Annotated in this window: 15 protein-coding genes; 6 read left to right on the top strand and 9 right to left on the bottom strand. The window is 62.7% G+C overall.

From position 1 onward, the window contains the following. Positions 1-88 precede the first annotated feature (88 nt). A complete protein-coding gene (locus PQR54_RS09710; RefSeq protein WP_408245174.1) occupies positions 89-523 on the top strand; it encodes a hypothetical protein in 435 nt (144 codons plus the stop codon). Between the two features lie 54 nt (positions 524-577). On the opposite strand, the gene PQR54_RS09705 is transcribed toward PQR54_RS09710, so the two are convergent. Next, positions 578-2,530: a PhoX family protein gene (locus PQR54_RS09705; RefSeq protein ID WP_408245173.1), complete on the bottom strand. Its 1,953-nt coding sequence runs from the start codon at positions 2,528-2,530 to the stop codon at positions 578-580. 216 nt (positions 2,531-2,746) lie between these two features. Beyond that, the gene (locus PQR54_RS09700) at positions 2,747-3,283 is read right to left on the bottom strand and encodes a hypothetical protein (RefSeq protein ID WP_408245172.1); all 537 of its coding nucleotides are present in this window, start codon (positions 3,281-3,283) and stop codon (positions 2,747-2,749) included. A 629-nt stretch (positions 3,284-3,912) separates the two neighbouring features. Here PQR54_RS09700 and PQR54_RS09695 point away from each other — a divergent pair. From PQR54_RS09695 to PQR54_RS09685, 3 genes are all read left to right on the top strand, one after another. Then, on the top strand, positions 3,913-5,064 hold the full coding sequence (locus PQR54_RS09695; protein WP_408245171.1) for a porin: 1,152 nt from the start codon (positions 3,913-3,915) through the stop codon (positions 5,062-5,064). Positions 5,065-5,262: 198 nt separating this feature from the next. Further along, on the top strand, positions 5,263-5,733 hold the full coding sequence (locus PQR54_RS09690; protein WP_408246037.1) for a hypothetical protein: 471 nt from the start codon (positions 5,263-5,265) through the stop codon (positions 5,731-5,733). A 139-nt stretch (positions 5,734-5,872) separates the two neighbouring features. After that, positions 5,873-6,388 (top strand): metal-dependent hydrolase, encoded by a 516-nt coding sequence (locus PQR54_RS09685; protein ID WP_408245170.1) that lies wholly within the window; start codon positions 5,873-5,875, stop codon positions 6,386-6,388. Positions 6,389-6,391: 3 nt separating this feature from the next. Here PQR54_RS09685 and PQR54_RS09680 read toward each other — a convergent pair whose 3' ends face one another. The 3 genes from PQR54_RS09680 to PQR54_RS09670 all read right to left on the bottom strand — a co-directional run bounded on the left by PQR54_RS09680 (position 6,392) and on the right by PQR54_RS09670 (position 8,660). Continuing rightward, a complete protein-coding gene (locus PQR54_RS09680) occupies positions 6,392-7,219 on the bottom strand; it encodes an AraC family transcriptional regulator (RefSeq protein ID WP_408245169.1) in 828 nt (275 codons plus the stop codon). Positions 7,220-7,372: 153 nt separating this feature from the next. Beyond that, complete coding sequence (gene epsC / locus PQR54_RS09675; RefSeq protein ID WP_408245168.1) at positions 7,373-8,299, bottom strand: serine O-acetyltransferase EpsC; 927 nt, start codon at positions 8,297-8,299, stop codon at positions 7,373-7,375. A gap of 127 nt (positions 8,300-8,426) precedes the next feature. Beyond that, on the bottom strand, positions 8,427-8,660 hold the full coding sequence (locus PQR54_RS09670) for a hypothetical protein (protein WP_012426179.1): 234 nt from the start codon (positions 8,658-8,660) through the stop codon (positions 8,427-8,429). A 323-nt stretch (positions 8,661-8,983) separates the two neighbouring features. Here PQR54_RS09670 and PQR54_RS09665 point away from each other — a divergent pair, with 323 nt between their 5' ends. Together PQR54_RS09665 and PQR54_RS09660 are read left to right on the top strand one after the other, a co-directional pair. Further along, entirely contained in the window at positions 8,984-9,436 is a 453-nt protein-coding gene (locus tag PQR54_RS09665) for a DUF3005 domain-containing protein (RefSeq protein ID WP_408246035.1), read from the top strand. 216 nt (positions 9,437-9,652) lie between these two features. Beyond that, positions 9,653-10,258, top strand: a complete 606-nt coding sequence (locus tag PQR54_RS09660) for a short chain dehydrogenase (RefSeq protein ID WP_408245167.1) — start codon at positions 9,653-9,655, stop codon at positions 10,256-10,258. 90 nt (positions 10,259-10,348) lie between these two features. Here the strand turns inward: PQR54_RS09660 and araD are convergent, their stop codons facing one another. The 4 genes from araD to PQR54_RS09640 are packed head-to-tail and all read right to left on the bottom strand — an operon-like array spanning position 10,349 to position 15,059. Continuing rightward, complete coding sequence (gene araD, locus PQR54_RS09655) at positions 10,349-12,136, bottom strand: L-arabinonate dehydratase (RefSeq protein WP_408245166.1); 1,788 nt, start codon at positions 12,134-12,136, stop codon at positions 10,349-10,351. Positions 12,137-12,166: 30 nt separating this feature from the next. After that, positions 12,167-13,105: an ABC transporter permease gene (locus tag PQR54_RS09650; RefSeq protein ID WP_408245165.1), complete on the bottom strand. Its 939-nt coding sequence runs from the start codon at positions 13,103-13,105 to the stop codon at positions 12,167-12,169. Beyond that, entirely contained in the window at positions 13,105-13,983 is an 879-nt protein-coding gene (locus PQR54_RS09645; protein WP_408245164.1) for an ABC transporter permease, read from the bottom strand. Before PQR54_RS09645 ends, PQR54_RS09650 begins: the two co-directional genes overlap by 1 nt. Beyond that, positions 13,980-15,059 (bottom strand): ABC transporter ATP-binding protein, encoded by a 1,080-nt coding sequence (locus PQR54_RS09640; protein ID WP_408245163.1) that lies wholly within the window; start codon positions 15,057-15,059, stop codon positions 13,980-13,982. Before PQR54_RS09640 ends, PQR54_RS09645 begins: the two co-directional genes overlap by 4 nt. Between the last annotated feature and the right edge of the window lie 27 nt (positions 15,060-15,086).

The raw sequence follows: 15,086 nt of genomic DNA, 5'->3' as shown, positions 1-15,086 counted from the left end.
TTCGATGCGCAACATCTTTTCGGGTCTCGAGTTCACGCCACCACCCGTTGCGAACAAACTACATCGATTCAGGTGGCCGTCCACGCTTATGAAACGCTTTCTTTCGTCTGTACTCCTTCCTCTGGTGGCCGCCGCGTCGCCACTCGCCGGTTACGCCGCCGCGCTCGACGCGCCGCTCGCCTGCAATGAAAGCGGCCATCAGTTCATCGCCGATCTCGCTGAACAACAGATGATCGACCCGAAGCCCACGCGTGTGGAGAGCAACTCGATCAACGCCTTTTCGCCAACGTCCGGCGCGGATCTGACGGCATACGGCTTTCGGGTGTTCGCGGTGGTCGGCTACGAAAAAGACGACCCCATGTTCCGTGTCGGCGACGGCGAGCCGGTCGCGCGTTCGGCCTACGGCGTCGTGGTGTTCGGCAGCGAGGCCAAAGTGCGGAAAGCGATTGCCGGCACCGGCAGCACGGCGATCGTGCACCGCGTGGCGCCGCTGATTACGGCGATTTTTTGCAAGCGGAGTTGAGGAGGCGGGTGACCGCCGGGCTGTGTGTGAATGGCCACCCGCCCCCGCCTTGGGCTACAACCTGATCCCCGCCGGCTCCGCCGTCAGATACCCCACAGTCGCCCCGAAGCGGTCTTTATAGTTCGCCCGCACGAGCGGATCGAGCGTCGATTTGATCTTGTCGTGCAACGGACTTTCCCAATCGCCGACGTGCTGAAAGTTGCTCATCACGTAAGTCCAGCCGTTGATTTCATCGACCGCGTGCAGGCCCGTCGATTCGGCGCCGGCCGGGCACGAGAGCACGCGCGCGAGCGTCTTCGTGTCGACGTTGTACGCCCACAGGAAGTTGTTTACGTGCATGCCGCTGTCCTCGCCGATAAAGAGCGTGCGCAGCTTCTCCGAGAACTTGAGGTTGTCCGGGTTGGCAATGCGCTCGGGGTTCGCCGTGTTGCCGAGCGCGTCGGCCGCTGACAGATCCTCGCCGACCAGCGCCGCGGGCGCGGCCATGTCCACCGGCACCCATTCGCTGTCGATCGCTGTGCCGCTGCGGTCGCGCTGGCCGCCCTTCATGTTGAGCGCGTAGACCGCGCCGGCGCTGATCGTCTTGTCGACGGCTACGTCGGTGGATGCGGCATTGCCGCGCACCATCGACTTCTCGATACGCGACATCGCCGAATACAGCACCTTGTCCTTGATGTTGACCGTCGTGCCTTCGAGTTTCGTGAAGCCCATGCTGCCGCCGGCCAGCGCCGCATAGCGGTGCGTCTCGAGGAACGTTGCCGCCTGCGTCATGCCGGGCTTGACGCGCACCCAGTTGAACGTGCCGTTGTAGTTGATCTTCGTGTAGGCCGGATCGAGCGGGTCTTTGGTCGCGACGTCCATGATGTCGCTGGCGCGCAACTGATTGGCGAGCGCCTCGATTTCGTCGCTGCTCGCGTGACCCAGCCTGATCCACGACAGCGTCGCCGCGCCCGCGCCGCGCGCGGACACCTGCGTCCACTTCGCGACGTACAGCGTGCCCGCCGACAGATCGGCTTCGCGATCCGCGATGAACATGAACAAGCCGCCGTTGGTCGCGTCGTCGCCCATCAGGACGGTGCGCTTGTCCGGCATCACCTGAATCAGTTCGTGCGAGATGCGGCCGAGGCAGTAGTGCTTTTTGATCGTGCCGGTGCCGTCCGGATTCACGGTGACTTCCGGCAGATGCCCGTAGTGATACGGGTTCGCGGTGGTTTCATCGCCATACAAGCTGCGGCTGAAGCCCTTGAACTGGCTGTTGCTGGCGATCGTCGTCGCATCCGGTTCGTACTCTTCACTCGACAGATGCGTGTTCCACGGCGACAGGCTCGCGCCGCAGGTGATCCACAAACCATGGGCCTTCGATGTATCGACGTTCGAGTAGCCCGCCAGCGTGAGCTTGCCGGTGGCCGGGTCCTGGTCGAGCGTGAGCACGGCGATCGGCGACGGCAGTTGGCCGTACATCGAGACCAGACTCTGATCGCGCGTGGTGTATTCGAACTGCACGACGGCGAACACCGCGTTGCCTTTGAGGCCCTTCACCGTCGGATTGTCGAGGCGGATCAGCGAACTGCCGTCCGGGCAATCCGAGTAGAACTGGCGCTCCTTGCCCGCCACCGATTTATCGACGATCGGCTGATTGTTGATGTCGAAGTAGCCGCCGGCAAGAATCGTCCCGCCCTTCACGTTCGGCACGCTGTCGCCGGTGACGAAGAACGGCTGATACGCCAGCTTGAACGCGCGACTGGTGCCGTCGCTCAGTTGCACCGTCAAGCTCGAGCCGACCGTGGTCTTCGCCATGGCCGCCGGGTCGGCCAGCGTCGGCGCGGCCATGCTCGCGAACGCCGCGGAGACAAAGTTGGCGACCGGTTTGACCGGCGTCGCCAGCTCGTCGCTGCCGCCGCAAGCGGTCAGCATCGAGGCCGTGGCGAGTCCGCCGAGCGGCAGCATCGGTGCACCCACGATGAGTTTCAGGGCCTTGCGGCGAGAAAGGTCGAACGGCTCTGCCATGTTGTCGTGATCCAGTGTTTGGGTAGCGTGGGTGAATGCACAGCCGGCACGCACTCAGACCCAAAACACATGGTTCACGCTCGCGCCGCTATGACGCGAGGATTCTATGAAGTGAATATGAAAGTATTTTGACAGGTTTTAGTAATTAAAGCCCAAGCCTTTGAGAGACAACGCCGGCCAGCCCCGAGCCTGTCGCGGGCCGCAACGGCACGGCTTCTAACCCGGACGACGAAACTCGTTCTCGACCCACGCCGCCGCACTTGCCTTGCTGAGCTTGAAGTTAGGCGCGACCTGCACTTGCGCGAGCTGCTCGCCGAATGTATCGAGTGCGGTCAGCAATGCATACGGCTCGTCTTCGTCGGGAACGATGTCGAGCGTGATGTCGAGTTCGCCGTTGCCGTCCGCGCTCGCCACCCGCACTTCCTTATGCAGTTGCGCGCGCAGTTGCTGCTCATGGCGCCGCAGCACTTCAGACGCCGTCTTCACCAGCGTGTTGAACGCCGACGTGTCCAGCGGCTTCGGATCCTTCTTGTTGCGGCCCATTGTCCACGGACCGACGAGCGCGGGTTCCGCTTCGCCGTCCTTGATCATTGCGACGGCCCAGCCTTCGTCGTCTTCATTCTTGATGACGCGCGCGGTCCAGCCGTCGTCGCGCCACAGACGTGCTTCATGCACGGTTTCGCCCAGTTCGGACGCGCCTTCCGTCGTGAGATCTTCAGCGGTGCCGGACGATGGAAGGGGTATATCGGTCATTGCAGGTTCACTCACGTTCGCGGGGGCGGAAACACATCTCAAGCGCGCAATTCTACCCGCCCCGCACCCGGCGGATGCGGCCCTCTGACGAACGGACAAGCCGCGGCAAGCGCATCGACAATCGAAATAATCTATTTCCTCATTTGCGGGAACTTATAAACCGGTGATAAAAAACACATAAAAATACGCGGCCCGAAGGCCGCGCATAAAGATGAAAAAGACACCCTTGGTCAAGGGGCAACGCGAATTGTAAAACCGTAATCCGTTGAGATAGATCCAATGAATTGAAAGAGTGCATTGCGGGAAACAGAATAAATCGATGAAATATCTCGAAATAGACGCCAACCCATACTGCTAATGGTTTGCGGCGAGTCGTCGCGGGCGAGCAACAATACGATCTTGACACGGCATCCATCAATTCTTAGGCAAACAGATTTTTTCTTTATTTATCCGCACTTACACAACTCCCCATACGCCATTACGAATTTGAAAATTCATTGTTGTGCCATTTGCGATTAACGATACGAATAGCAGGAATACACTGCGCAGCGGATCGTCAGCCCGCCAGCGCAATTGGCGGTGATTACTGGAATGCGATTCCCCATGCACTGTCTCGGAGTTATCTAACCATGAAAAAAACCCTCATCGCAGCAGGCCTCTTGAGCGCGGTTGCCATCAGCGCCCATGCACAGAGCAGCGTGACCTTGTACGGCACGCTGGACGCCGGTCTCGTCTACTCGAACAACCAGGGCGGCCATAGCAACTGGCAACAAGGCAGCGGCTCGGTGTCGAACACCTACTTCGGCCTGCGCGGCAGTGAAGACCTCGGCGGCGGCCTGCATGCGATCTTCACGTTGGAGAATGGCTTCAACCTGAATAACGGGCAGGACACGGAAAGCAACACGATGTTCAACCGTCAGGCCTTCGTCGGTCTGAAGAGCGATCAGTACGGTGCGCTGACGCTCGGCCGTCAGTACGATTCCGTGGTCGACTACCTGGCGCCGCTGTCCGAAGCAGGCGCGGGCTACGGCAACAATCTCGCGGCGCACCCGCTCGATAACGACAACCTCGACAACTCGTTCTCGATCAAGAACGCCGTCAAATACACGAGCGCGAATTACGCGGGCCTGAAGTTCGGCGGTCTGTACGGCTTCAGCAACTCGGCCGGCGATTTCTCCAACAACCGCGCGTGGAGCGTCGGCGCTTCGTACGACAACGGTCCGTTGAGCGTTGCCGCCGCTTACCTGCAACTGAACCAGTCGGGCAGTTCGAACCTGAGCGGCGCGGTGTCGCAAGGCGACGGCACCGCGGCGGTCGCGGCCAATCTGCAACGCACGTACGGCGCGGGCATCAACTACACGTACGGCCCGGCAACCGTCGGCTTCGTCTATACGCACACGCAACTCGACGGCATCACCGGCGTAGACGTCGGCGGCACGACGCTGCCTGGCGTCGCCGGCACCAACCTGCACCTGGACAACTACGAAGTGAACGGCCGCTATGCGCTCACGCCGGCGCTCAGCCTCGCGGCGTCGTACACGTTCACCGACGGCAAGATGTCCGGCTCGAACGGCTCGGGCGATCCGAAGTGGCACACGGTATCGTTGCAAGGCGACTACTCGCTGAGCAAGCGCACCGACGTGTACGTGGAAGGCGTCTATCAGCATGCTTCGGGCGAACTCGGCAACTTCGGTTCGAACGTCGCGGCGATCAACACGCTCGCGCCGTCGTCGACCGGCAATCAGGTTGCTGCGGCAGTCGGCTTGCGTCATCGCTTCTAAGTATTTTCAGTTAATACGTGCGGAGCGAATGGTTCGATTCGCTTCGCGGGCAACCCGCGCGTGACACGATCACGTCGCGGGTTTTCGTGGCCTTTACGTTTGGACACAATGCCGACGGCCGCGGATAGTGACGACGCATACACCCGGTGGGTATACTAAGCCCGGCTGCCTTCCTTGCCGCAACGTCGCAACGTCGCGTTGTCGTTGCGGTTGAACGGCGGCTTCGTCGCGAAGCATGACGTTGTGCTCTATCGCGTCGCGCTTCGCCCGCGCCCCAAGTTCCCGCGTACGACCGGGGACGCCGACGATCGGACCATGAAAAGACTTCTCCTGCTTGCTCCCGCTGTTGCCGCGCTCGCCGCCCTCGCCGGCTGCGGCTCTTCCAGCGGCCCAGCCCGCGACGCGTCCCTGCCGATGATGTACGTGTCCTCGCAACGCGCCCCCGCCTATATCGCCGATTGCCTCGAAAGCCGTTTGTCACGTGTGCGTACGTCACACGTCGGCAGTGCGACGGAGATCGCCGTCGGTTCCGATTCGAACAACTCGTATTTCGTGACGCTGACGCCGTCGAACGCCGGCTCGGTCATCAAGGTAATGCATCCCGCGAACGCGCCGGACGATCCGCCGGAACCGGAAATGCGCTTCGATATTGCACGCTGCGCGACCTGAGCTTCGGTCACACGCTTGCGATCTGAAGGCTATGCCGACGCGCGAATTTTTTAACTCGCGTGCCGGCTATTTTTTTATCCGCGCATCTGCGAACATAGCCGCCCCTTGTTCATGAAGCGGCGCTCCGCCGCGAGTTTTGATGGCATCCAGCAAAGCACATCACGCTACCGGTTTTGCGGCCGGCGTCATCGCGGCGGCGATCGTCGCGCGCATCGGCGGCGGCGGTTCATTTCATGTCGGCGTGTTGTTGAGTTTCATCACTGGTGTGATTGGGAGCACGGCGCCGGACTGGCTGGAAGTCGCGTGGTGGTCGCGCGCGCGGCGTCTGTGGATCACGCATCGCACGCTGACGCATTGGGGTGTGGGATGGCTCGCGCTGCTCGCGGTGTCGTATCACTGGCTCGGGCATTCGGTCTATGCCGCGCCGGCGTTCGGATTCGCCTGCGGCGGCCTGATGCATCTGCTCGCCGATTGGCCGAATCCATTAGGCGTGCCATGGATCGCCGGCCGGCACTCGTTGAATCTCTGGAATAGCGGGCACTGCGATCTGATCGTGGTGGCGGCTTCGTGGGCGGCGGCGTGGTTTATCGGGCAGCACGTCTGGTTGCATGGCGTGCATGGCGCGGCTTTGCTCCAGCATCTGCGGATCGGCTGAACCTCAGCGCAGCGCGGCGGCGTAGTTCGCGGGCGTCACGCCGAGCAGGCGCACGAACGCGCGTGTCATGTGACTCTGATCGGCAAAGCCCGCTGCGGCAGCCGCATCGGCAAGCGTCGCGCCCCGCGCGATCCATTGTCTCGCGAGCACCATGCGACGCTGCATTCTGTATGCGTGCGGCGGCAGACCCATTTCATGCGCGAAGCCGCGCAACAACTGGAAACGGCTCATGCCGGAGTCGGCGGCGAGATCGGCCAGTGTGAGCGGAGAGGAAGGGTCGTCGTCGATGCGTGCCTTCGCTCGCGCAATCGGACCCAATGCATCGGTCGACCATGAGCGTATTGGCCGCGTCGCATGAACGCGCACGACGTGCCCGAGCAATTCGAGCAACGCCTCCTCGCGCGCCAGATCGTCCGGCATGACAGGCGCTTCCACCGCGACGGCGAACAGCCGCTCGAACAAACGCTTCAGCAAAGGATCGTGCGCCACCGGCTGCGTGAGTTCGATCTCGTGAGCCGCCGCGCCGGTCAGCTCACTCGCGGCGGTGACGAGCATCGACGGCTCGAAATACAACATGCGCCACGCGCGCCCGCGCTCGTCGAGCGGACTGCCGTCGTGGACTTCGCCGGGATTGACCATGATCGCGTCGTTGGCCCGCGCTTCCACGAGCCCACGTCCGCTCGCCGACCGATGCCCGCCGCTGACAATCACGCCGACGCCGAAGCGGTCGTGCGAATGACGCGGAAACGCATGCGCCGTTTCAGCCACCGTCGCTTCGACGCCGCCAATCGCGCAGCGAGGCATGTGGACGCGGCCGCGCGGCGTGGTCATCGCTCAGCAGCTAAGGGGACGTTCGCGCATTGAAAGAACACGCGACGGTTCACAAGCTGGGCAATGCATGGCTGCTGCCGGTTGTCGGTACGCTCGCCTTCGCATGAAAACACACGAGCACACGCGAACGGAGCCGCCTCTCACTGCTGCCTCTCACTGCCGCCCCTCATCGCTACGCTCGCCTTCGCGGATCTTGCCCTGCGACACGCTGCTGCCCGGCGGCACGCTGTGCGTGAGCCACACATTGCCGCCAATCACCGAGCCGCGCCCGATCGTCACGCGCCCGAGAATCGTCGCGCCGGCATAGATCACGACATCGTCCTCGACGATCGGATGGCGCGCGTTGCCCTTGACCAACGTGCCGTCGAGATCCGCGGCGAAACTCTTCGCGCCGAGCGTCACGGCCTGATACACGCGCACGCGTTCGCCGATGATCGCCGTCTCGCCGATCACGACACCCGTGCCATGGTCGATAAAGAAGCTCGGCCCGATCGTCGCGCCCGGGTGAATGTCGATGCCGGTTGCCGAGTGCGCGATCTCGTTGATGAAACGCGCCAGCAACGGCACACCCAGGCGATGCAACGCATGCGCGAGGCGATGATGCGTCATCGCCCACACGCCCGGATAACAAAGCAGAATTTCGGTGATGTGCTGCGCGGCCGGATCGCCGGTAAAAGCCGCCTGAATGTCGCTGACCAGCAACGCGCGAATGCCCGGCAATTGCGTGCCGAATTCACGCGCGACATCGAACGCGCGCGCCTGCAGATCGACGTCCGGTGTTTCGCCGAACTCGGGCAAAAAGCGCAGGGCGCGGCGAATCTGTTCCGCGAGCAGCCGTAGCGTGCTTTCAAGCGTATGGCCGACGTAATAGTCGACGGTCTCGTCAGTCAGATCGGGCGCGCCGTAGTGCGTGGGAAACAGCGCCGCGCGCAGGCCGGCGACGATGTTGATCACCGCTTCGCGCGACGGCAGTTCGCGAATGCCGAGCGGATGCCGCGTGCGATGCAATTGTTCACGCGACGCGCGCAAGTCGGCGACGATCTGTTCGAGGCCCCAGTTCTGGGTAGGCACGTTAGGCATAAAAGGACAGCGCCGTGCGGGAGCACGGTTCGAAGTGATTATGCCGAGAGATTACCGCGTTTTGCCGCGGCTCGCGCAGCCCCGCTCGACGGCGGAGCCTGCACGGTACGACTGCCGCCGGAGGCGTTTAGATGGTCACGCTACTCGCGTCGATCCAGCGCACCGCCCAATCGCGCGCATGGGCAATGGCGGCCGCTTCCTCGCGAAAGCGCAAGTCGGTGGGGAAAAAACGGTTGGCGACCAGTTCGCCGTCGCTCGAGCGGGAGATGACTACATAAGGTTGCCAAGTGCCATCGACCGCGCGCGCGGGCGCGCAATTTAACAAATAGCCGCGATGTGTGAATGCAGCATCGAAGTGCATGTGTCACCCGCCCTGACGGCCCCGTAAAATGTTTTGAGTGGCGCGCAGACGGTGCTACCGGCCATCAAGAAATAGCCGGACCGAATGTCTTCCAATTTAACCGCGCTTCGCTCGTCGGAGTAAGATCATACTCTGTAGAAAATACGCGTCCATTAAAAAAATCGAAAAGAATCGCGGACGCAATCGCCAGCCGAATACCTTACTCGCCACTGCGCATGCAACTGCGGACAAAGCGCAGTAAGAACAGGTGAATCAGGGTTTGTGCGAGGCGGAACGGGTTTTGCTGCATGTCACACCATGTCCTCTTCAAAGGAGAATGCATGATGAACAGCGATATCAACAAGCCAGCAGACGCGACACAACCGGCGGCCACGAGCGGCGCGAATACCGCGGAACTGCACAACGACCGCACTCACGACAGCACCGTCGACACCGACGGCAAAAACCTCGAAGCCGCGCGCATAGCGGGCCACAGCCCGATCTCGCCCGACGAAATCACCACCAGCAATGCGACCCTCACGAACAGCGTGCCCGAGTCGCTCGACGGCATGGCCGGCTTCGACAGCCGGGTTGGCGGCAATCATCTGCTGCTCGCGCTCGAACCAGGCTACACGGTGATCGACAAAGGTATGGTCGCGCCGCAGGGCGCATATTCGGCGGATCATCAGTACGACGATCCCCGTCCGGTCGGCAACCGTCAGGACCGTGGCCGCATTCATTACGCCCTTAATCATTTGCGCCCTACCAGGCTGATCGAATTACATCGGGTGAAATAAACATTCGCGCAATGTTCGCATTTGCGTCCGTGTTTGAATTCTGGCGCGAGCCCTAATTAATCCGTGTATTGCGAAGCGCGCACCGTTTGATTCGCGGTGCGCGCTTTTACTTCGATTAGAAACTCACGGTTGCAGGACCTGCACGTGGACGAGGCTATTTCCCTCTGGCAAACATCGGCAGAATCGACTGCACGTCAACCCTCAACGGAGCAGTAGATGAAAAAGATCGTCGTGATCGGCGCCACCGGCACGCTGGGCCAGGCGGTGAGCGCGGAGCTGAAGGCGCGCCATGAAGTGATCGAAGTGGGCGCGACGCGCGGGCAATACCACGTCGACAGCACCGACCCGGCGAGCGTCGAGCGGCTCTTTCGCGAGATCGGCAAAGTGGATGGCGTGGTCACCGCGACCGGCAAGGTGCATTTCGGTCCGCTGCCCGAGATGAGCATCGAGCAATTCTGGGTCGGCCTGCGCGACAAGCTGATGGGCCAGGTCAACGTGGTGCTCGCGGCTCAGCAATATGTGAACGACGGCGGCTCGTTCACACTGACAAGCGGCATCCTCGCCGAAGAACCGATTCTGCAAGGCGCGAGCGCGACCACCGTCAATCTGGCACTCGAAGGTTTCGTGCGCGGCGCGGCGATCGAATTGCCGCGCGGCATTCGCATCAACCTGGTGAGCCCGACCGTCCTCACCGAAGCGATGGACGCTTATGCACCCTACTTCCGCGGCTTCGAGCCCGTGACGGCGCAGCGCGCAGCGATGGCTTATCTGCGCAGCGTGGAAGGCGCGCAGACTGGCCGCGTGTATCGCGTCGGTTATTGAAGTGAGGATTCACGCGATGCGGTTATTGAGCCGCATCGCGCCCTGTTCCCACGTTGTCGACGCGCTGCGCTCTCGACGGCCCTTAATGACTCAGTGAATCTCCGGCTCGCCCGTATTGTTCGCGGCTTCCGCATCCGGGGCCGCGTGCGCGCCGCCGCGTTGCAGGAAATCGAAATCGCAGCCTTGATTCGCCTGCATCACATGCACCTGATGCATCGCGCCGTAGCCGCGCGTGAAGCGCGGCGCCGGCCTGACCCACGCAGCTTTCCGACGCGCGAGTTCATCATCCGTCACCAGCAGATTGAGTTTGCGTCGCGGCACGTCGAGCTCGATCATGTCGCCGCTCTCCACCAACGCAAACGGCCCGCCGATGAACGACTCCGGCGCGACGTGCAGCACGCACGCGCCGTAACTCGTCCCGCTCATCCGCGCATCCGATATGCGCACCATGTCGCGCACGCCTTTCTGCAGCAATTTCCGCGGGATGGGTAATTGCCCCCATTCGGGCATCCCGGGAGCGCCGACCGGTCCCGCATGCTGAAGCACGATCACGCAGCTCTCGTCGATGTCGAGCGCGTCGTCGTCGATGCGCGCGGCCATGTCGTTGTAGTCCCTGAACACCACCGCGCGCCCGGTATGCACGAGCAGATGCGGTTCGGCGGCGCCGGGTTTGATCACAGCGCCGTCGGGCGCGATGTTGCCGCGTAGCACGGCGAGCCCGCTGTTGGGCAGCAGCGGCTTGTCACGCCGGCGGATCACGTCGTCGTTGAAAATCTCTGCGCCTTCCAGATTCTCACCGAGCGTGCGGCCGTTGACGGTCTTCTGCGAACGGTCGATCAGCTCGCCCAGTTCAGCGAGCAAGGCCCGCAAACCGCCCGCATAGAAAAAGTCCTCCATTAGATACGTGCCAGTCGGACGAACGTTCGCCAACACCGGCGTGTGGCGCGAGATGTCGTCGTAGCGATCGAGCGTCAACTCGATGCCGGCGCGGCGCGCAAGCGCGATCATGTGCACGATCGCGTTGGTCGAGCCGGACAGCGCGAGGCAGGTGGTCACAGCGTTATCGACGGAACCTGCCGTAAGCAGGTCGGACGGCTTGAGGTCCTCCCACACCATCTCGACGATACGCTTGCCGGTTTTTGCCGCCATCTGCGCATGACGGGAATCCGCTGCGGGAATCGACGCGAAACCGGGCAGCGTGAAGCCGAGTGCTTCGGCCGCGCTCGTCATGGTCGACGCGGTGCCCATGGTCATGCAGTGCCCCGGCGAGCGCGCAATGCCGCCTTCGATGCCTTGCCAGTCGTCCTGCGTGATCGTGCCCGCGCGCAATTCGGCCCAGTATTTCCAGACGTCGGAACCGGAGCCGAGCGTCGTGCCGTTCCAGTTCCCGCGCAGCATCGGGCCGGCGGGCAGGAAGATCGCCGGCAAGTCCATCGAGATCGCGCCCATCAGCAAAGCGGGCGTAGTCTTGTCGCAACCGCCCATCAGCACGACGCCGTCGGCGGGATAGGAGCGCAGCGTTTCCTCGGCTTCCATGGCGAGGAAGTTGCGATACAGCATCGTGGTGGGCTTCTGGAACGGCTCGGAGAGCGTCTGCACCGGCAGTTCGACCGGAAAGCCGCCGGCCTGCCAGATGCCGCGCTTCACTTCCTCGACACGCTGCTTGAAATGCGTATGGCAAGCGTTGATCTCGCTCCACGTGTTGAGAATCGCGATGACCGGTTTGCCGGCGTATTCCTCGCGGTCATAGCCCATCTGCGCGGTGCGCGAACGGTGGCCGAACGAACGCAGATCGTTCACGCCGTACCAGCGGTGGCTGCGCAGTTCTTCGGGTGTCTTTCGCTTCGTCAACGTCTGCTCCACGATGTCTTTCGCCATGCCGCGAGAGCGGGTTATGTTCGGGCGTATTCAGCGCTTCTGTTCTTTCACGCGCGACACGATCTGCGTCGGGCTCACGAATTGCAGTGCGATCAGCACCCAGATCAACGTGATCGCCATGTAGATCATCGCCATCGCATCGATCGATTGCGGCGCGCGCACGCCGGTTGAAAATACAGCGTAGTACAGCGCGACCACGAGCGTTTGCGTCGCGGGGCCGGCAGTGAAAAAAGTCAGTTCGAACATGCCGATGGTGCGCACCAGCACCAGCAAGCCCGCCGCCAGCATGCCGGGCACGAGCAGCGGCAGCAGCACGTAGCGGAAATAGCGGAACGTGTTGGCGCCGAAAATACGCGCCGCCGCTTCGAGATTCGGATCGATCTGCTCGATGAAGGGCGTCATCACGAGAATGACGAACGGCAACGCCGGCACGAGGTTGGCCAGAATCACGCCGCTCAGCGTACCGGCCAGGCCGACCTTGTACATGACCGTCGCCATGGGAATGCCGTACGTGACGGGCGGCACCATCAGCGGCAACAGAAAGATCAGCATCGCGATGCGCTTGCCGCGAAATTGCACGCGCGCAAGCGCATACGCCGCCGGCACGCCCAGCAGGACCGACAGCAGCACGACTGCGCCGACCACTTCGACGGTCACCCACAACACGCTCGCCAACTGGAAGTCGCTCCACGCCTGCGCATACCAGTGCAGCGTGAAGCCCTGCGGCAGCAAGGTGCCGAACCAGCGCGTCGCGATCGAATTGACCGCGACGGTCGCGATCAGCAGCACTACGTTGACGAGAAAGAACACCATCGCGCCCCACACCAGCACGCGCCAGATGCGGCCGGGCACGCTGGTGCGTTGCCGGGTGTGACCGGTGCGCTTTTCCGGCTCGCGCGCGCCGTCGTCGTGATCGTTCGATGTGGACGCGGACCACGAAGGCTGCGCCGCGTGATGATCGGTCGTCATCAGCCTTTGCCTCCGGTTGCCGGACCGCTGTAGAAGAAGCGGCGCGCGCCGAGCAGCGCGGCAACCACCAGCAACTGTACGAAGCCCATTACCATCGCGATCGCGGACGCCAGCGAATAATCGTAGCTTTCGAACGCGGCTTCGGCGGCGGCGATCGACATCACGCGCGTCGGCCCGGCGGGCACGCCGAGCAGCACCGCGGATGGAAACACCGAAAACGCCTGCACGAACGACAGACACGCCGCCATGGTCAGCCCCGGCACCAGCAGCGGCAGGTAGATGCGGCGAAACTGCTGCCACGGACTCGCGCCGAGCGTCGCGGCCGCGGCGGCGAGCGTCGGGTCGATGCCGGTCACGTACGAGAGCGTCAACAGAAACGCAAACGGAAAACCCGATACGATCAGCGAAATCAGCACGCCCCAGAAGTTATGCGTGAGGCGCACTTCGCGCGTATAGAGATGCAGGCCCTGCAACGCTTGCGGAAACCAGCCGTTCGGGCCGAAGTATGTGAGCATGCCGTCGGCGATCAACACAGTGCCGAGGGTCACGGGAATCACCAGCAGCGTCGTGACGAACTTCTGATAGCGCGAGTAGCGGCGCAGCGCGAACGCCACCGGCACAGAGACACCGACGTTGATCAGCGTGGCCGGCACCGAGAGCTTGAGCGTGACGAAAATCGTCGGCCACATCGACGTGTCGGTGAAGAAGGCCAGATAGTTGGCCCAGACGCTGCCGCCGTTCATCGGCCGGAACGACAGCACCAGACCGTACGCGAACGGATAGATGAACAACGCGACGATGAAGAGCAACGCCGGCGCGACCAGCCACGCCTTGGCATCGCGCGGCACCAGCGGCGGCGACAGCGTGGGCGTATTCATGCCGCCTCTGCGTCGTAGACAAGCGTGCGCGACGGCGGCACGCGCAGGCTGATGCGCTCGCCTTCTTCGAATTCTCCGCCGACGCGCGCCCAGATATCGCCAAACGCGGTCTTCACGCGCAGCAGCGAATCGCGGCCGCCGTATTCGACGGTCGTCACCAACGCGTCGAAGGCGTTCTCCGCGCCGGGCGCGGCGCGCTCCATGTCCTCGGGACGCAGCGCGACGCTCACGCGTTTGCTATTGAAGCCGGCCATCGGCGTGCCGAGCAGACGCACACCGTTCGCGCTCACCATTACGCCTTCGCCTTGCGTGCCTTCGAGTTCGAACTCGGCCACATTGCGATAGCCCATGAAGCGCGCGACATGCAGATTCTGCGGCCGCGTATAGACCTCTTTCGGCGTGGCGACCTGCTGCACCACGCCCTCTCTCATCACGACGATGCGATCGGCCATGGAGAGCGCTTCGTCCTGATCGTGCGTCACGTAGAGCGTCGCGCGTTCGAGCTGGCTGTGGATGCGGCGAATCTCCGCGCGCATTTCTATGCGCAGCTTGGTGTCGAGATTCGATAGCGGTTCGTCCATCAGAATCAGCGGCGGCTCGATCACAATCGCGCGCGCAATCGCGACGCGTTGCTGCTGGCCGCCGGAGAGTTGTCCGGGCAGCTTGCGTTCATGTCCGACGAGTTGCACGAGTTGCAGCGCTTCGCGCACCCGGCGCACGGCTTCGCTCCTGCCGATGCCGCGCATTTTCAGACCGAAGCCGACGTTGTCGAGCACGCTCATGTGCGGGAACAGCGCGTAGTTCTGAAACACCATACCGAAGCCACGCTTCTCCGGCGGCAGCACGTCGATGCGTTTGTCGTCGAGCCAGATGCCGCCGCTGCTCAACGGCTGCAATCCGGCGATGCAATTGAGCGCCGTCGATTTGCCGCAACCCGACGGCCCTAGCAGCGCGATGAACTCGCCACGCTGGATGGTCAGATCGAGTCCACGCAGTGCCGCGATCGCCTGGCCTTCCGCATTCGTGAAACTGCGGCTCACCGAGTCGAGCCGCAACTGCTCAAAGTGATGCTTCATGGCGGTTTCCTGATACGCGCGATGCGT

This window comes from Paraburkholderia phytofirmans (assembly GCF_046028095.1).
GTDB lineage: Bacteria > Pseudomonadota > Gammaproteobacteria > Burkholderiales > Burkholderiaceae > Paraburkholderia > Paraburkholderia phytofirmans_A.
Note: the sequence above shows the minus strand (reverse complement) of the source record. Positions and strands in the feature narration are given on the sequence as shown.